The sequence below is a fragment of the Janthinobacterium sp. GMG1 genome, from assembly GCF_034427795.1.
GTDB lineage: Bacteria > Pseudomonadota > Gammaproteobacteria > Burkholderiales > Burkholderiaceae_D > Janthinobacterium.
In genome coordinates, this window is sequence record NZ_JAXQNT010000007.1 from 67842 (window position 1) to 85475 (window position 17634).

Annotated in this window: 18 protein-coding genes; 17 read left to right on the top strand and 1 reads right to left on the bottom strand. The window is 62.3% G+C overall.

All coding sequences use genetic code 11. The annotated features are described in order from the left end of the window. Nucleotides 1–26: 26 nt before the first annotated feature. The 17 genes from pilW (at nt 27) to SJI03_RS18855 (ending at nt 16911) form a co-directional block, all read left to right on the top strand. Complete coding sequence (gene pilW, locus SJI03_RS18775; RefSeq protein WP_233516150.1) at nt 27–758, top strand: type IV pilus biogenesis/stability protein PilW; 732 nt, start codon at nt 27–29, stop codon at nt 756–758. Nucleotides 759–825: 67 nt separating this feature from the next. Then, nucleotides 826–1746, top strand: a complete 921-nt coding sequence (locus SJI03_RS18780; RefSeq protein WP_322428191.1) for a helix-turn-helix domain-containing protein — start codon at nt 826–828, stop codon at nt 1744–1746. A gap of 38 nt (nt 1747–1784) precedes the next feature. Beyond that, a complete protein-coding gene (gene ispG, locus SJI03_RS18785) occupies nt 1785–3053 on the top strand; it encodes a flavodoxin-dependent (E)-4-hydroxy-3-methylbut-2-enyl-diphosphate synthase (RefSeq protein ID WP_322428192.1) in 1269 nt (422 codons plus the stop codon). Between the two features lie 33 nt (nt 3054–3086). Next, nucleotides 3087–4448, top strand: a complete 1362-nt coding sequence (gene hisS, locus SJI03_RS18790) for a histidine--tRNA ligase (RefSeq protein ID WP_322428193.1) — start codon at nt 3087–3089, stop codon at nt 4446–4448. A 54-nt stretch (nt 4449–4502) separates the two neighbouring features. After that, the gene (locus tag SJI03_RS18795; protein ID WP_322428194.1) at nt 4503–5171 is read left to right on the top strand and encodes a tetratricopeptide repeat protein; all 669 of its coding nucleotides are present in this window, start codon (nt 4503–4505) and stop codon (nt 5169–5171) included. 85 nt (nt 5172–5256) lie between these two features. Beyond that, on the top strand, nt 5257–6402 hold the full coding sequence (gene bamB, locus SJI03_RS18800; RefSeq protein WP_322428195.1) for an outer membrane protein assembly factor BamB: 1146 nt from the start codon (nt 5257–5259) through the stop codon (nt 6400–6402). Nucleotides 6403–6406: 4 nt separating this feature from the next. Continuing rightward, nucleotides 6407–7753 (top strand): ribosome biogenesis GTPase Der, encoded by a 1347-nt coding sequence (gene der / locus SJI03_RS18805; protein ID WP_034752028.1) that lies wholly within the window; start codon nt 6407–6409, stop codon nt 7751–7753. A gap of 240 nt (nt 7754–7993) precedes the next feature. Continuing rightward, nucleotides 7994–8230: an RNA chaperone Hfq gene (hfq, locus tag SJI03_RS18810; RefSeq protein WP_008450615.1), complete on the top strand. Its 237-nt coding sequence runs from the start codon at nt 7994–7996 to the stop codon at nt 8228–8230. Between the two features lie 114 nt (nt 8231–8344). Then, complete coding sequence (hflX, locus tag SJI03_RS18815) at nt 8345–9568, top strand: GTPase HflX (RefSeq protein WP_034752026.1); 1224 nt, start codon at nt 8345–8347, stop codon at nt 9566–9568. 2 nt (nt 9569–9570) lie between these two features. After that, on the top strand, nt 9571–10863 hold the full coding sequence (gene hflK, locus SJI03_RS18820; protein ID WP_322428196.1) for an FtsH protease activity modulator HflK: 1293 nt from the start codon (nt 9571–9573) through the stop codon (nt 10861–10863). Next, a complete protein-coding gene (hflC, locus tag SJI03_RS18825; protein WP_099378211.1) occupies nt 10863–11750 on the top strand; it encodes a protease modulator HflC in 888 nt (295 codons plus the stop codon). Before hflK ends, hflC begins: the two co-directional genes overlap by 1 nt. A 271-nt stretch (nt 11751–12021) precedes the next feature. Further along, nucleotides 12022–13182 carry an ATP phosphoribosyltransferase regulatory subunit gene (locus SJI03_RS18830; protein ID WP_035820702.1) on the top strand — a complete coding sequence of 387 codons (1161 nt, stop codon included), beginning with the start codon at nt 12022–12024 and terminating at the stop codon, nt 13180–13182. A gap of 3 nt (nt 13183–13185) precedes the next feature. Beyond that, on the top strand, nt 13186–14499 hold the full coding sequence (locus tag SJI03_RS18835; protein ID WP_034752021.1) for an adenylosuccinate synthase: 1314 nt from the start codon (nt 13186–13188) through the stop codon (nt 14497–14499). Between the two features lie 66 nt (nt 14500–14565). Continuing rightward, nucleotides 14566–15111 carry a phosphoribosyltransferase gene (locus SJI03_RS18840; RefSeq protein ID WP_034752020.1) on the top strand — a complete coding sequence of 182 codons (546 nt, stop codon included), beginning with the start codon at nt 14566–14568 and terminating at the stop codon, nt 15109–15111. Between the two features lie 65 nt (nt 15112–15176). Beyond that, the gene (locus tag SJI03_RS18845) at nt 15177–15686 is read left to right on the top strand and encodes a GNAT family N-acetyltransferase (protein ID WP_099378212.1); all 510 of its coding nucleotides are present in this window, start codon (nt 15177–15179) and stop codon (nt 15684–15686) included. Continuing rightward, the gene (locus tag SJI03_RS18850; RefSeq protein WP_322428197.1) at nt 15683–16609 is read left to right on the top strand and encodes a WD40 repeat domain-containing protein; all 927 of its coding nucleotides are present in this window, start codon (nt 15683–15685) and stop codon (nt 16607–16609) included. Before SJI03_RS18845 ends, SJI03_RS18850 begins: the two co-directional genes overlap by 4 nt. After that, nucleotides 16606–16911 (top strand): NIPSNAP family protein, encoded by a 306-nt coding sequence (locus SJI03_RS18855; RefSeq protein WP_034752016.1) that lies wholly within the window; start codon nt 16606–16608, stop codon nt 16909–16911. The genes SJI03_RS18850 and SJI03_RS18855 overlap by 4 nt, the downstream gene beginning before the upstream one ends. A 6-nt stretch (nt 16912–16917) precedes the next feature. On the opposite strand, the gene SJI03_RS18860 is transcribed toward SJI03_RS18855, so the two are convergent. Continuing rightward, a complete protein-coding gene (locus tag SJI03_RS18860) occupies nt 16918–17577 on the bottom strand; it encodes a glutathione S-transferase family protein (RefSeq protein WP_322428198.1) in 660 nt (219 codons plus the stop codon). Nucleotides 17578–17634 lie beyond the last annotated feature (57 nt).

Consider the following 17634-nt stretch of genomic DNA (forward strand, 5'->3'; position numbering starts at 1 on the left):
TTGCCGCGGCTGTTGTCAGCCTGGGCGTGCTGCTGGCCGGCTGTGCTTCCACCGCGGACAAGGAGCAAGCCGCATCGGTCGAGCAGCGCGCCGCCTTGCGCTTGCAGCTGGCCAGCGCCTATTATATGCAAGACCAGTTTGCGGTGGCGTTGACAGAAGCGGATCAGGCGGTGCAGCTGCTGCCGGGCAATGCCCAGGTGCGCGGCATGCGCGCCCTGATTTTTGCTGCCCTGCGCCAACCTGCTGCTGCTGAAAAAGATTTTCTTTACGCATTGCGCCTTGCGCCCCACAATCCCGAGTTGAGCAATAATTATGGCCTGTTTCTGTGCCAGACCGGGCGCGCGGCGCAGTCGCTGGCGTATTTTGATGCCGCATTGCAAGATACCGCCTATGGCACGCCTGAACTTGCGCTGCATAATGCGGCCGCGTGCAGCCTGCTCATGAAAGATTACCCGCGCGCCGCCAGCTACTGGCTCAAGGCGGAGCGCATCGCACCTGGCGCGGCAATCACGTATGCCGGCCTGGTGCGCGTGTATTACGAACAGCAAGACTACCGGCAAGCGGCTCAATACCTTGAGCGGCTCGGTAAAGCAGCGACAATGGAGAGCCAGACGGCCGATGTGCTGTGGCTCGGGATCAAGGTGCAGCATAAGCTCGGGGATGCGGGTGCGGAAGCTGGCCTGGGGGCGCATTTGCGCCGCCACCATTCCGGCTCCCCCGAATATGCTGCTTATCAAAATGGGGCGTTTGATGAGTGAGACAGGGATACCAATGAATTCAGAGTGGGCAGAAACGCCTCAGCAGCAGCCCCAGGGCAATCTTGCGTTGGCGGGCGCACAGTTGAAGGCGCAGCGCGAAGCGCTGGGCTGGCCGGTGGAACAGGTGGCCGACCAGCTCAAGCTGGCGCCACGCCAGGTGATCGCGCTGGAAGAGGGCGACATGGCGGCCTTGCCGAACGTGGCCGTGGTGCGCGGTTTCGTGCGCGCCTACGCCAAGGTGGTGCGTCTCGACGCGGCGCCGCTGGTGGCCATGATCGAAGTCCATCCGGCGCCGGCGCAAGACCCGGCCGCGCCCGTGCGGCGTGAAATTTCCGCCACGTTTTCCGAGTCGCGCTTCCCGTCGATGACGCAACGCTCGTCGAACCAGACTCCCCTCTGGATCGCCGGCGCCGTGGCCGTCGTCGTGGCGGCCGCCTTTGGCGCCTATAAACTCGGTTATGTGCCGGCCAGCCTGCTGTCCTCGCACACGGAGAAAGAAACGGCGCATGCGGAAGTGGGGCCCGTGGAAACGACCCTGATCAAGCCGGGCCAGGACTTGACGCCGGTGCAGTCGCCATCCGTGCCGCTGATCTCCGTGCCGCCGCCGCCAGGCAACGATACGCAGACTGGCGCACCGGCCTCTGGCGTCGCTTCGGTGCCGGCCGCCGCCGTGCCGCCAGCAGCTGCGCCGGCAACGACGGCCGCCGTCACGCCGCCCGCGGCGGCTGCTACCGCTGCAGCTGCCGTGGGCGCGAATGCGCTGGTGCTGAAGGTCGAGCAGGATTCCTGGGTGGAAATCCGCCGTCCTGGCAGCACGCCGCTGATTTCGCGCATGGTGAAGGCGGGCAGCACGGAAACGTTTGATATCACGGGTCCGGCTACCCTGGTGGTGGGCAAGCCTGGTGTTGTGCAGGCAACTTTGCGTGGCGCCAAGCTGGATCTGCCAACCGTTGCCGGCGGCACGATTTCGCGCGTCAGCATCAAATAATTGCAGTAATCGTTCAAGCAAACTCAGAAGATAATATTATGGCTACCTCGAAAACAGCGATCGGCTCCGGTCCATCCGGCCGGCGCGACAGCCGCAAGGTGCTGATCGCGCACGGCCAGCGCCAGATCTGGGTGGGCGGCGACGCCCCCGTGGTGGTGCAGTCGATGACGAACACGGATACGGCCGACGCCATCGGCACGGCGATCCAGATCAAGGAACTGGCGCGTGCGGGTTCGGAACTGGTGCGCCTGACGGTGGACCGTCCGGAAGCGGCCGCGGCAGTGCCCTACATCCGCGAGCAGCTCGACAAGATGGACATCGACGTGCCGCTGGTGGGCGATTTTCACTATAACGGCCATACCCTGCTCAACGATTACCCCGATTGCGCGCGCGCGCTGTCGAAGTACCGGATCAATCCAGGCAACGTGGGCAAGGGCGCCAAGCGCGACACGCAATTTGCGCAAATGATCGAGGCGGCTTGCCGCTACGACAAGCCGGTGCGCATCGGCGTGAACTGGGGCAGCCTGGACCAGGCCTTGCTGGCGCGCATCATGGATGAAAACGCGGGTCGTGCCGAACCGTGGCCGGCGCAAGCCGTCATGTATGAAGCGCTGGTGACGTCGGCGATTGAAAATGCCGTGCGGGCCGAAGAGCTGGGCCTGGCGCGCGACAAGATCATCCTGTCGTGCAAAGTTTCTGGCGTGCAAGATTTGATCGCCGTGTACCGCGAACTGGCGCAGCGCTGCGACTATCCGCTGCATCTGGGCCTGACGGAAGCGGGCATGGGCAGCAAGGGCATCGTGGCGTCCACCGCGGCGCTGTCCGTGCTGCTGCAAGAGGGCATCGGCGACACCATCCGCATTTCGCTCACGCCAGAACCTGGCGGCGACCGCACGCGTGAAGTCATCGTCGGCCAGGAAATCCTGCAAACCATGGGCTTGCGCAAGTTCGCGCCCATGGTCATCGCCTGCCCGGGTTGCGGCCGCACGACGTCGACCACCTTCCAGGAGCTGGCCGACAATATCCAGACGTATCTGCGCGAGCAGATGCCGGAATGGAAGAAATCGTATCCGGGCGTGGAAGCGATGAACGTGGCCGTCATGGGCTGCATCGTCAACGGCCCCGGCGAATCGAAGCATGCGAACATCGGCATCAGCCTGCCCGGCACGGGCGAGTCGCCGGCCGCGCCCGTGTTTGTCGACGGCGAAAAAGTCGTCACCCTGCGCGGCGAACGCATCGTCGAGGAATTCCAGGACATCGTCTTGAAGTATGTACAGAGTCACTATGGAAACACGGTTGCCGTCTGAGCCTGATCCGATAAAAAAGTAAAGAAGAACACTATGTCCGAAAATAAAAAGCTCGACAAGATCACTGCCGTCAAAGGCATGAACGATATCCTGCCGGTCGACGCCCCGCTGTGGGAGTTGTTTGAAAACACGGCGCAGTCCGTGCTGCAAAGCTATGGCTTCCAGCAGATCCGCACGCCGATCGTGGAAGAAACGAAATTGTTCGCGCGCGCCATCGGCGCCGTGACCGATATCGTGGAAAAGGAAATGTATTCGTTCACCGATTCGATGAACGGCGACAACCTGACCCTGCGTCCTGAAGGCACGGCCGGCGTGGTGCGCGCCGTGGTCGAGCACAACCTCGTCTACGAAGGTCCGAAACGTCTGTGGTACAAGGGCCAGATGTTCCGCCACGAGCGCCCGCAAAAGGGCCGCTATCGCCAGTTCCACCAGTTCGGCGTGGAAGCCATCGGTTTTACAGGGCCGGATATCGACGCCGAAATCATCATGCTGTCGCGCCGCCTGTGGGATGACCTGGGCCTGGAAGGCATTCGCCTGGAACTGAACTCGATCGGCGACGCGGCCGAGCGCCTGCGCCACCGCGCCGACCTGATCGCCTACCTGGAAGGTCACAGCGAGCTGCTCGACGAAGAAGCCAAGCGCCGCCTGCACAGCAATCCGTTGCGCATCCTCGACACCAAGAACCCTGCCATGCAGGACCTGGTCAATGGCGCGCCGAAGCTGCTGGACTACCTGGGCGAGGAATCGCTGGCCCACTTCCATGGCGTGCAGAAGATTCTGAACCACAACAATATCCCGTTCACCATCAATCCACGCTTGGTGCGCGGCCTCGATTACTACAACCGCACGGTGTTCGAGTGGGTCAGCGATAAGCTGGGCGCGCAAGGCACGGTCTGCGCCGGTGGCCGCTATGACGGCATGGTGGAAATGTTTGGCGGCAAATCGACGCCCGCCGTCGGTTTCGGCATGGGCGTCGAACGCCTGGTGCTGCTGATGAAGGATGCGGCCGAGCCGGAACAGCCGGCCCAGTGCGACGTCTACCTGGTGCACCAGGGCGAGCAGGCAGGCTTGCAAGCCTTCGTGCTGGCCGAGCGGATTCGCGATGCGGGCCTGGACGTTGTGCTACATTGCGCAGCGAGCAACGGTGGTGGCAGCTTCAAGACGCAAATGAAAAAGGCCGACGCCAGCGGCGCGGCGTTTGCCGTGATCATGGGCGACGATGAAATCGCCAATAACGTCGCGACGGTGAAAGCCATGCGCGAAGCCGATGCCGGCGCGCAGCAGAACACGGTGCCGTTCGACGATGTCGTCGATTACGTGGTGGACCAGATCATCGGCGACCACGATTGCGGCCATGACCACGGTCCTGGCGGCCACGTGCATCACCACCACTGATTTGCAGCAAGACCGTTCTACCCTCGATCAACTACTCATTAAAACTGACGACCCATGGCATACGATCACGAAGAACAAGAACAACTGGCAACCCTCAAGGCCTGGTGGCAGCGCAATGGCAATCTGACCTCCTGGGTCCTGATCGTGGCGCTGGCAGGCTACAGCGGCTGGGCTGGCTGGCAGTACTACCAGCGCACGCAGGCCGCGCAAGCGGGCCAGCTGTACGACGAACTGCAAAACGCCATCGTCGCCAAGGACACGGCCAAGGTGATGCGCGCGGCCGGCGACATGCAGTCGCGCTTCGGTGGCACGGCATATGCGCAGATGAGCGCCCTGTCCGCTGCCAAGGTGGCGTTCGACGCGAATGACCTGAAAACGGCCAAGACCCAGTTGCAATGGGTGGCCGAGCATGGCACGGAAGAGTACAAGTCCATCGCCAAGCTGCGTCTGGCTGGCGTCCTGCTGGACGAAAAAGCCTACGATGAAGCGCTGAAAGTGCTGGCGACGGCTTCCGTGGCGCAATTTGCCGGCGCCGTGGCCGACCGCAAGGGCGACATCCTGGTGGCGCAAAACAAGCTGGCCGATGCGCGCACGGCTTATCTGGCCGCGATAGCCGCGACGGACAAGAACAATCCAGGCCGTCAATTGATCCAGGTCAAACTGGAAGCGATCGGCGGTACGGTACCGGAAGACAAGGCCAAGGCTGACAAGGCTGCCGCCTGACAGGAACACTGATGGCGTGGCCGCGCGGCGTTCTGCGCCGCCTGCCTTGCCCTTACAAGTACAAGAAAAAGGTTGGATAACACTTATGCGTGTCACTGAAAAGCTGGTAGCTGCAAGTCTGTTGGCCCTGATGGCCGGTTGCTCGTCGTGGAACCCGTTCGCCTCGAAAGATCCGAAAGTCGAACCGGCCAAGCTGGTCGAGTTAAAATCGAGCATCGCCGTGCGCGACGCCTGGAAGTATTCGATCGGCAAGGCCGGCGTGTACGCGTTTACGCCTGCGCTGGCTGGCAGCAGCCTGTACGTGGTCAATGCCGATGGCGCGCTGGCGCGTCTGGATGCGGCCAGCGGCCGTGAAACGTGGCGCATCAAGGCCGGCAGCGACATCACGTCGAGCGCCGGCAGCGATGGCACGCTGGTGGCCGTGGGTGCCGCCAAGGGCGTCGTGCTGGCGTTCGACGCCGATGGCAAGCAGCTGTGGAAGGCGCAGGCGTCCAGCGAAGTGTTGACGGCGCCTGTCGTGGGCCAGGGCGTGGTGGTGGTGCGCAGCGTGGACAACCGCATCGTCGGCTTCGACGCCAAGACGGGTGAGCGCAAGTGGACGGTGCAGCGCGCCACGCCAGCCTTGACCTTGCGCAATGCGCCGGGCATGGTGCTGGGCGGCGCGAATATCTACGTGGCCCAGCCGGGCGGCAAGCTGCTGGCACTGACGGCCGCCACCGGTGTGGTACGCTGGGAGATCGTCGTCAGCGAACCGCGCGGCGCTACCGAACTGGAGCGCGTCTCCGACATCGCCGGCACGCCGGTGGCGTTCGAAGGCGAAGTGTGCGTCGTCACGTACCAGGGCAAGGCGGGCTGCTTCGACGCCGCCACGGGCGTGCCGCGCTGGACCAAGCCGATCTCGTCCGATGTGGGCGTGGCCGTCGATCAGCGTTTCGTGTTTGTTGCCGATGACCAGGGCGGCGTGGTGGCGTTCAGCCGCGAAGGCGGCCAGAGCGCCTGGAAGAATGAGGCGCTGGCGCGCCGCCGCCTGTCGACGCCGGCCTCCTACGGCCGCAGCGTCGCCGTCGGCGACTATCAAGGTTATATCCACTTCCTGTCACGGGAAGATGGCGCATTAATAGGTCGTGTCAGCACCGACGGTAGCCCGATTGTTTCGGCTCCCGTTGTTGCCGGTTCGAATTTGATTTTTCAAACCCAATCAGGGACAGTGACCGCTCTCGCGGTCGAGTAATACAATGAAGCCGGTAATTGCACTAGTAGGTCGACCCAATGTTGGGAAATCGACTTTATTCAATCGTCTGACCCGCTCGCGCGATGCGCTGGTGGCGGATTTGCCTGGGTTGACGCGCGATCGTCACTATGGCGAAGGCCGTGTCGGCGAACGTCCCTTCCTGGTCATCGATACGGGTGGTTTCGAACCCGTCGCCAAGGAAGGCATCATGCACCAGATGGCACTGCAGACCAAGCAGGCCGTGGCCGAGGCCGACGTGGTGGTGTTCATCGTGGACGGCCGTCAAGGCCTGACCCCGCATGACAAGACCATCGTCGACTTCCTGCGCAAGAGCGGTCGCCCGGTCTTGCTGGTGGTCAACAAAAGCGAAGGCATGCGCTATACGGCCGTCGTGTCCGAATTCTATGAATTGGGCATGGGCGATCCGTATGCGATCTCGTCGGCGCACGGCGACGGCGTCAACGACCTCGTCGAAGTGATGCTGGACCTGGCGTTCGCGCAGCGTCCGGATGAGCCTGAAGAGCTGGAAAAGACCGACCGCGGCATCAAGATCGCCCTCGTCGGCCGTCCGAACGTGGGCAAGTCGACCTTGATCAACACCCTGCTGGGCGAAGAGCGCGTGATCGCCTTCGACATGCCGGGCACGACGCGCGATTCGATCGAGATCCCGTTCGAGCGCGATGGACAGCAATACACCTTGATCGACACGGCAGGTATCCGCCGCCGCGGCAAGGTGTTTGAAGCGATCGAGAAATTCTCGGTGGTGAAAACGCTGCAGTCGATTTCCGAAGCCAACGTGGTCGTGCTGATGCTCGACGCGCAGCAGGATATCTCGGAGCAGGACGCGCATATCGCCGGCTTTATCCTGGAATCGGGCCGCGCACTGGTCGTGGCCGTGAATAAATGGGATGGCTTGCAATCGCACGAGCGCGATGAAATCAAGATCGATATCGACCGCAAGCTCGACTTCCTGTCGTTCGCGCAGATGCATTTCATTTCGGCGCTGAAGGGCACCAACATCGGTCCGCTGATGAAGTCGCTCAACGCCGCGTATGCGGCCGCCATGTGCGACCTGTCGACGCCGAAGCTGACGCGCGCCCTGATCGAGGCCGTGGAGAAGCAGGAGCCGCGCCGCAAGGGTTCGATCCGTCCGAAGCTGCGTTACGCCCACCAGGGCGGCATGAACCCGCCTGTGATCGTTATTCACGGCAATGCGCTCGACGCTGTTGGCGATCCATACAAACGCTATCTGGAAAAACATTTCCGCGATACGTTTGCGCTGGTCGGCACGCCGCTGCGCATCGAACTGCGCACGGGTAAAAACCCGTTTGCACGCACGCCAAGCAAGTAATGATTTAACTGCTGAATTAAGTGCATATTAAGGCGCCGCAGAGATAATGCGGCGCCGACAGCCAATTAATGGCTTTTGCACGGAAATAATAAAGTGTTAATGCGCCATGCGCGACAGCGATCGCGAAAACAGGTTACAGTAGCTATGACGCATCTTTCTTTCTTTGAAAGGTGTGAGAGCACTTGAAATCAAGCGAGTCGCCTCCAATTCTTACACAACAACATAAACAACGGAGCTGTTATGAGCAACAAAGGGCAACTGTTACAAGACCCATTCCTCAATGCATTACGCAAAGAGCATGTTCCTGTCTCGATCTACCTGGTCAATGGCATTAAATTGCAGGGCCATATCGAATCGTTCGATCAATATGTCGTATTGCTGCGCAATACGGTGACACAGATGGTGTACAAGCATGCCATCTCGACAGTGGTGCCGGCCCGTGCCGTCAATCTCAATATTGAATCTGAAGCGGAGTAAAGCGTTGAGCTTGACGGCCCAGCGCCTTTCACCCTCCATCGCCCCCGTCCGCGCCAGCGGCGCTGATGCGTTTGCATCGGCGTCGGCGTCCGCCACAACTCATCAGTTGCCATCATGCGCGCGGCACTAGTCGGGGTTGACTTCGGTCACAGCGACTTTGCCGCCAGCATGGAGGAACTCATGCTGTTGTCGCGTTCGGCTGGCGCCGACCCGATTTCCACCATCACGGCCAAGCGTTCCAGTCCCGATTCCGCGTATTTCGTCGGCAGCGGCAAGGCCGATGAAATTGGCGACGTCGTCGTCAACGATGGCCTGGAAATCGTCATCTTCAACCATGCCCTTTCGCCGGCTCAGCAGCGCAATCTGGAAAAGCGCCTGAATGTGCGCGTGCTCGACCGTACCAGCCTGATCCTCGACATCTTCGCGCAGCGCGCCAAGAGCCACGAGGGCAAGCTGCAAGTCGAGCTGGCCCAGCTGCAGCATCTGGCCACGCGCCTGATCCGCGGCTGGACCCACCTTGAGCGGCAAAAGGGCGGTATCGGCTTGCGCGGTCCCGGCGAGACGCAGCTCGAGACCGACCGCCGGCTGATTGGCGACCGCGTCAAGGCCTTGCGCGCCCGCCTGGAAAAGCTGCACAAGCAGCGCGAAACGCAGCGCCGCGCGCGCGGCCGCAATCACACATTTTCCGTGTCCCTGGTCGGCTATACCAATGCCGGCAAGTCGACCCTGTTCAATGCCGTGACCAAGGCCGGCGTGTATGTCGCCGACCAGTTGTTCGCCACCCTCGACACCACCTCGCGCCGGGTTTACCTGGGCCAGGAAGTGGGCAATGTGGTGATCTCCGACACGGTCGGCTTCGTGCGCGAATTGCCGCACCAGCTGGTGGCGGCCTTCCGCGCCACGCTCGAAGAAACCATCCATGCCGATTTGCTGCTGCATGTCGTCGACGCCGCGTCGCCGGTGCGCATGGAGCAGATCGAGCAGGTCAACCTGGTCTTGAAAGAGATCGGCGCCGATCATATTCCCCAAATCCTCGTGTGGAACAAGATCGATGCGGCCGGGCTGGAGCCTTCGGTGGAGCGCGACGAATATGCTACGATCAGTCGCGTGTTCGTCAGTGCGCAGAAGGGCAGCGGGCTCGACCTGCTGCGCGATGCGATCGTCGAGATGGCCAGGAAGGCGCCCGGTTCGGCCCACCTGTACCAGAACGACGAAGCACCGCAGGAAGATCAGTTTGACGGTCAGTACGACCAGCACGATGGCGCCGCCCCGGACCAGGACGAAGAGCCTGGCGAGGACGATAGGATTTCCACCCACTCCCAAGTCGGAACACGATAGTTATGCTTGTCTCCCTACTCAAAAAAACAGGCTTGAAGTTGTCCCTGAACGACCCCCGCTGGGGCAATCGCAAGGACGACGGCAAGAAAGCCCAAGAAGGCAAAAAGCCCGGCGAAGGTCCGCCGGACCTCGATCAGTTGTGGCGCGATTTCAATCAGCGCCTGAACGCCTTTTTCGGACAGAAGAACCGTCCCGACAACGGCGGCAATAACAACGGCGGTGGCGGTGGCCCGCGTCCCGACATGAAGGGCGCCGGCATCACCGCCGGCGTGGTCGGCGTGATCGCCGTCTTCATCTGGCTCGCCAGCGGTGCGTTCATCGTGCAAGAGGGCCAGAGCGGCGTCGTGCTCACGTTCGGCAAGTACAGCCACACCACGCCGGCCGGTTTCAACTGGCGCTGGCCGTATCCGTTCCAGACCGACGAAACGGTCAACGTGTCGCAGGTGCGCACGGTGGAAGTAGGTTACCGCCAGTCGCTGCGCAACAAGCAGGCCAGCGAATCGCTGATGCTGACGGATGATGAAAACATCATCGACATCCAGTTCGCGGTGCAATACACGCTGAAAGACCCCGTGGCGTGGCTGTTCAACACGCGTGACCAGGAAGACACCCTGCGCCAGGTCGCCGAAACGGCGATCCGCGAAGTGGTCGGCCGCAGCAAGATGGACTTCGTGCTGTACGAAGGTCGTGAAAAGGTCGCGTACGATACGCAGCAGCTGATGCAGCAGATCCTCGATCGCTACAAGGTCGGTGCCGCCATCACCAACGTGACGATGCAGGCCGTGCAGCCGCCGGAGCAGGTGCAAGCCGCCTTCGACGATGCCGTCAAGGCAGGCCAGGACCGCGAACGCCAGAAGAATGAAGGCCAGGCTTACGCCAATGACGTCATTCCGAAAGCCCGCGGTGCCGCTTTCCGCCTGATGGAAGAGGCGCAAGCCTACAGTGCGATGGTGACCGAGAACGCTGCCGGTAATGCTTCGCGCTTCAAGCAGGTGCTGGTCGAGTACCAGAAGGCGCCGGTCGTCACGCGCGACCGCATGTATCTGGAAACGATGCAGCAGGTGTTCAGCAGTGCCAGCAAGGTCATGGTCGACGCGAAGACGGGCAGCAATCTGCTGTACCTGCCGCTCGACAAGCTGATCGCCCAGACGGCTGCCACCGATGCTGCCGCTGCCGCCGCCCGTGCTGCCGCGACACCCGCAGCCAACACCGTTTTGCCACAGGAAGCCATGCCGACAGTAGAAGTCAATCAGCGCCGCGACAGCCGCTCTTCGCGTGAACGGGAGAGCCGCTAATGAACCGTATCGTAGCCGCCCTGATCGCGGGCTTTATCGCGATCATGCTCTTGTCCTCGACCGTGTTCGTGGTCGACCAGCGTAAGTATGCGGTCGTCTTCGCCCTCGGTGAAGTCAAGGAAGTCATCAGCACGCCAGGCCTGTATTTCAAGCTGCCGCCGCCGTTCCAGAACGTGCTGTATCTGGACAAGCGCATCCTGACCCTGGATACGCCGGAGCCGGAACGCTTCATCACGGCCGAGAAGAAGAACATCCTCGTCGACGCCTATGTGAAATGGCGCATCGCCGATCCACGCCTGTATTTCCGCAGCTTTGGCGGCGATGAAAAGCCGGCCCGCAACCGCATGTCGCAAATCGTCAAGGCGGCGCTGAACGATGAAATCACCAAGCGCACCGTGCGCGAAGTGATCTCGGGCCAGCGCGGCAAGGTGATGGAAGCGATCCTGGCCAAGGTCTCGGCGGAAGCCAAGGCCATCGGCGTGGAAATCGTCGACGTGCGCCTGAAGCGTGTCGACTACGTCGAGCAGATCAACAACTCCGTGTACGAGCGCATGAAGTCCGAGCGCGTGCGCGTGGCCAATGAGCTGCGTTCGACCGGTTCGGCCGACTCCGAGAAAATCCGCGCCGACGCCGACAAGCAGCGCACGGTGATCCTGGCCGAAGCGTATCGCGAAGCCGAGAAGATCCGCGGCGAGGGCGATGCCAAGGCATCGCAGGTCTATGCGGAAGCGTTTGGCAAGAATCCGGAGTTCTACAAGTTCTACCGTAGCCTGGAAGCCTATCGCGCCACGTTCAAGGACAAGGGCGACGTGATGGTGGTCGATCCGAGTTCGGAATTCTTCAAGTACTTCAAGGGTAACGGCACGGCCGCTCCGTCCAAGAAGTAAGGCAGCATCGAGACTGCCCCCGGCCGCAAGGACGGGGGGCGGCAACAGCGGGGCCGGCATCGATGCCGGCCCCGTTTTTTTGTGCCCGTCATGCTGTTGCGGGAAGGCGTAAAATGCGGTGTTTTTAGGGCTGTGCGGCAGCGTTTCGGAGAACTTATCCCTAAAGGCCCGTGTTTTCGCGTAAAATATCAGGTTCGGCCTCTTGCCTGGCGCGCCCGCCGCTGCCTCGCATGATGCATTTTTTCAACTTTCTTCCGTATCTCGCTCCCTCATGCCGAATTGGCTTTTGCCCGAAAATATTGCCGATGTTCTGCCGTCGGAAGCGCGCAAGATCGAAGAGCTGCGCCGCCTCATGCTGGATAATTTCCGTCTGTACGGATATGAACTGGTGATGCCGCCGCTGCTCGAGTATCTGGAATCGCTGATGACTGGCGCTGGCAAGGATACCGACCTGCGTACGTTCAAACTGGTCGACCAGCTGTCGGGCCGCATGCTCGGCCTGCGCGCCGACATGACGACGCAAGTGGCGCGCATCGACGCGCACCTGCTCAACCGTGCCACCGTCACCCGCCTGTGCTACGCCGGCAGCGTGCTGCATACCCGTCCGTCGGGCCTGCACGCCACCCGCGAACCGCTTCAGATCGGCGCCGAGATCTATGGCCACGCCGGCCTGGAAGCGGATGCCGAGATCCAGGAACTGGCGCTCGCTTCGCTGGCACTGGCAGGTTTCGATAGCGTCCGCCTGGATTTGTCGCACGTTGGCCTGTTGCGCGCTATCATTGCGCAAGACGCCGCCGCCGTGCGCGACGAAGCTGCGCTGTACACCTTGCTGCGCGCGAAAGATGCGCCGGGCCTGCGCGCCCTGACCGCATCCTACGATGCCGTGACGCGCGATGCGCTGCTGGCCTTGCCGAACCTGTACGGCGACATTGATGTGCTGGCGCGTGCGCGCGAAGTGCTGCCGCCGTTGCCGGGCGTGCTCAAGGCGCTGGCCGAACTGGCCGCGCTGGCAGGATCTGCCCTCGGCCGCGCCGAAGTGGCGATCGACCTGGCCGACCTGCGCGGCTACCAATATGAAAGTGGCGCGATGTTTGCGCTGTATGTACCTGGCTTGCCGAACGCGGTTGCGCGCGGCGGCCGTTATGACCACGTCGGCGAAGCGTTCGGCCGGGCACGTCCCGCGACCGGCTTCTCGCTCGATTTGCGCGAACTGGCGCGCCTGTTGCCGACCGCGGAACGGAAGCATTCGATCCGCGCGCCGTGGGGCAGCGCGCCAGAATTGAAGGAAAAAATCGCCGAGTTGCGCAAGGCGGGCGAGGTCGTGATCCAGAGTATGCCGGGTCACAGTAATGAACAAGACGAGTTCGAGTGCGATCGCGTGCTGGTACTTGCCGATAATGGTAGTAGCTGGATTCTTAAAAACTTAGGTTGAGTGATGTCAAAGAAAATTATGGCAAAGAACGTTGTTGTCATCGGCACCCAATGGGGCGATGAAGGTAAAGGCAAGATCGTCGATTGGTTGACCGATCACGCCCAGGGTGTGGTGCGTTTCCAGGGCGGCCACAATGCAGGCCACACGCTGGTCATCGGCGGCGTCAAAACCGCGCTGCAGCTGATCCCGTCGGGCATCATGCGTCCAGGCGTCGCCTGCTACATCGGCAACGGCGTGGTCGTTTCCGTGCCGGACGTGCTGCGTGAAATCGACAAGCTCGAAGCGGTCGGCGTCGAAGTCGCCTCGCGCCTGAAAGTGTCGGACGCGGCGCCCGTGATCCTGCCTTACCACACCGCGATCGACCTGGCGCGTGAAGCCAAGCGTGGCGATGCGAAGATCGGCACCACAGGCAAGGGCATCGGCCCGGCCTACGAAGACAAAGTGGCGCGCCGCGCGATCCGTATCGCCGACCTGCTGAACGAGAAGCGCTTCGCTGAAAAGCTGGCCGAAAACCTCGATTACCACAACTTCGTGCTGGAAAACTACCTGAAGGCGCCGAAAGTCGACTATCAGAAGACCCTCGACGACGCGCTGGCCTATGTGCCGCGTCTGCGTCCGATGGTCACCGACGTGTCGAGCGCGCTGTACAAGGCGCACAAGGCTGGCGCCAACCTGCTGTTCGAAGGCGCGCAGGGTTCCCTGCTCGACGTCGACCACGGCACCTACCCGTTCGTCACCTCGTCGAACTGCGTGGCCGGCAATGCCGCCGCCGGTTCCGGCGTGGGTCCTGGCATGCTGCACTACATCATGGGCATCACCAAGGCCTACACGACGCGCGTCGGTTCCGGCCCGTTCCCTTCGGAACTGCCAACGGATGCGGGCGTCGGCCACCATCTGGCGCAAGTCGGCCATGAATTCGGCACCGTGACGGGCCGTGCCCGCCGCTGCGGCTGGTTCGACGCCGCCTTGCTGCGCCGCTCCGTGCAGATCAACGGCGTGACGGGCATGTGCCTGACCAAGCTGGACGTGCTGGACGGTATCGAAACGCTGAAACTGTGCACCGGCTACACCATCGACGGCGTCGCTACGGACATCTTCCCATCGGGCGCTGAAGAAGCCGCCCGTTGCGTGCCGGTGTACGAAGAGATGCCAGGCTGGACGGAAAGCACGGTCGGCGCGAAATCGCTGGCGGCCCTGCCGGCAACGGCGCGCGCTTACATCAAGCGCATCGAAGAACTGGTCGGCGTGCCGGTGGACATGGTTTCGACCGGTCCGGATCGTGAAGAAACGATCGTGCTGCGTCACCCATTCGAGTAAGCTGCTGGACACAATCCGCCGCAAGGCGGATTTTTTTAATCACGCTAATAATAAGATTCCACTATCATGACTACCCCACAATCGAACGATCAACACCTCTGGGTCAACTGGGAAGAATACCACCGCCTGATCGAGCGCCTGGCGCTCAAGGTCTACGAATCGGGCTGGAAATTCGACCAGGTATTGTGCCTGGCGCGCGGCGGCGTGCGTCCCGGCGACGTCTTCTCGCGTATTTTTGATTTGCCACTGGCTATCCTGTCGACCAGCTCCTACCGCGAAGACGCGGGCACGGTGCGCGGCGACCTCGATATCGCCAAGTACATGACCATGACCAAGGGCCCGCTGGCCGGCCGCATCCTGCTGGTCGACGACCTGGCCGATTCGGGCGTCACCCTGGACAAGGTCACGCGTCACCTGAAGGAAAACTTCCCTGACGTGACCGAAGTCAAATCGGCCGTGATCTGGCTGAAGGGCTGCTCCGTCGTGCGTCCCGACTACTTCCTCGACGAACTGCCGCACAATCCGTGGATCCACCAGCCGTTCGAAGACTACGACGGCCTGCGTCCGCACCAGTTGGCGGCGTGGATCAAGAAGGGCGAAGCAGGCAAGTAATTGCGTGCGCGCTTGCAAAAAAAAGACGATCGTGTATCGTCTTTTTTTTCGTCCAAGGAAATGCGATGACCATACTGACGACGGCGCGCCTGCGCCTGGAACCGATCAACGAGAGCCATTACGAGCGCATGCGCACGCTCAACACCGATCCCGAGGTGATGACGTATCTGAACGCGGGCCAGCCCGAGACGGAAGAGGACACGCGCGCGGCCATCACGCGCACCATGGGCCGCTGGGCCGAGTGGGGCTATTCGTGGTGGGCGATGATACGCCTCGACGATGGTGAGCTGGTGGGCATGGCGTGCCTGCAGCACCTCTCCGGCGTCAAGGCCAATCCCCTGGAAATCGGCTGGCGCCTTGCGCGCACCAGCTGGGGTCAGGGCTATGCCAGCGAAGCGGCGGCCGCCATCGTCGCGCATGCGTTCGACGTCGTCGGCGCGCCCGAAGTGGTGGCCGTGGCCCACCCGGACAATGCCGCCTCGATCAAGGTCATGACGCGCCTGGGCATGCAATACGTCGGCATGGAGCGCCATTACGACCTCGATAGCGTCGTCTACCGCCTGGCGCGCCCATGACGGCAGCGCAGAAGCCCCTGAAGCTGGGCTGCAGCTACGGCGTGCGCTTTTCACCGGATGGCACGCGCCTGGCCGTGCTGGGCCGCGACCTGGTTCTGTGGAACGTGGCGGCGCGGACCAAGCTGTGGCGCGGCAAATTCATCGCGCACATGTCGGGCATGGCCTTTTCTCCCGATGGCGGCCGGCTGGCCATCAAGAGCACGACGGGGCAGATGGCCGTGGTGGATGCCCACGCAGGTCAGTTGCTGCTGAACTTCCAGAACAAAAAGGATGGCGAAGGCTGCGGTCCCGTGTGGTCGCCATGCGGCCGGTATCTGGCCGACGGCGGCTGGGATGGCCGTCTGCGGGTGCGCGACGCGCAAACGGGCGAGGTGCTTTTCACGCAGCTGCATCCGGGCGAGATGCTGCGGGGTGTCTGCGCCATCGATGGCGGGCGGCGTTTGCTGGTCCATCATGGCGTCAAATCGGTGGACGAAGGGCAGGTGCAGCCGCCTGATTACTGCCGTGTATGGGACTGGCCCTTGCAAGACGGCGGCGGGCGCAAGGTGCTGTCGCTGCCAGGCTTGAAGTCCTGCGCGCCATCGCCGGATGGAAAGTATCTGGCCGTGCTGCACCATGCCGGTGGCGAGGAGTATCTGTCCATGTATGCGCTGGCCGACGGCCGCTGGCAGGCCAAGGTGCCCGTGGAGGCGGGTGGCGGCACGGGTAACGGCTTGCGCTGGCTGCCCGACGGCAGCGCGCTGGGACGCATCGGCAAGGGCAAGCTGCTGTTCTACGCCTGGCCTGGGTTAAACGTCCTGGCGCAGGAAGATTTTATCTATCCCTGCGCGCTGGACTTTTTGCCTGGCTCGCCATTGGCCGCCATCGGCTCCTGGGAGTCCGGCATGCTGATGGATCTGAACCTTCACAAGGAAACCGCATGATCACCTGTTATTTGCGTTACATCATCGATCCGTATAAATTGCGGGAATTCGAAGCCTACGGCAAGCTGTGGATACCGCTGGTCGAACGCTTCGGCGGCCAGCACCACGGTTACTTTTTACCATCCGAAGGCGCCAGCAACGTGGCGCTGGCCATGTTTTCGTTCCCCAGCCTGGCCTTGTACGAGCAGTACCGCAGCGACTCGATGCAGGACGCCGAGTGCCAGGCCGCCTTCCGCTACGCCGAAGAGACGCGCTGCATCGTCAGCTACGAGCGCAGTTTTTTCCGCCCCGTGTTTGCCTGAACAGGGTCAGTCGCGCTGCGGTGCACCCAGCGGGAAGAGGTGGCGGTACGGGCGCGCTTCTTCCATCGCGCGGGCGAACGATGGGCGGGCCAGCAGGCGCGCGCGGTAGGCGCGCAGCAGGGGTAGTGTGGCGGGAATCGGCTGCGTCCAGTCCGCATAGAACAGTGAAGGAGCGGCGGCGCAGTCGGCCAAGGTGAAGTGGTCGCCAGCGGCCCAGGACCTGCCGGCCAGGCGGGCTTCCAGCCAGGTATAGGCGAGGTCCAGCTTGTCGCCGGCAAATGCGCGGCCTTCGCGCGTCTTCACCGGGTCGCCGCTCAGGGCGGCGCCAACGGCATGCTGCACGGGCGTCATCACATGCAGGTCGAAATAGCGGTCGAGAAAACGCACGTCCAGCGCCTGCATCGGGTCGTCCGGCAGCAGGCGCAGCGGACCCGGATGGGCCAGTTGCAGGTATTCGATGATGATGCTGGTCTCGGCGACATTGCGCTCGCCGTCCACCAGCAGGGGAAACTTGCGCAGCGGCCAGCGCTCCAGCCATTCCTGAAGGTGCTGGGGTTCGTCCGGCGCCAGGCAGCGGAAGGCGAACGGTATGGCATTCTCGTACAGGGCGATGAGTACCTTTTGCGTGTATGAGGAAAAGGGATGGCCGTAGAGGATCAGCGACACGATGGGATCTCCTGTCATTGCGAAGGGTTGGCAACACGCGCGTGCAGCAACGATAGT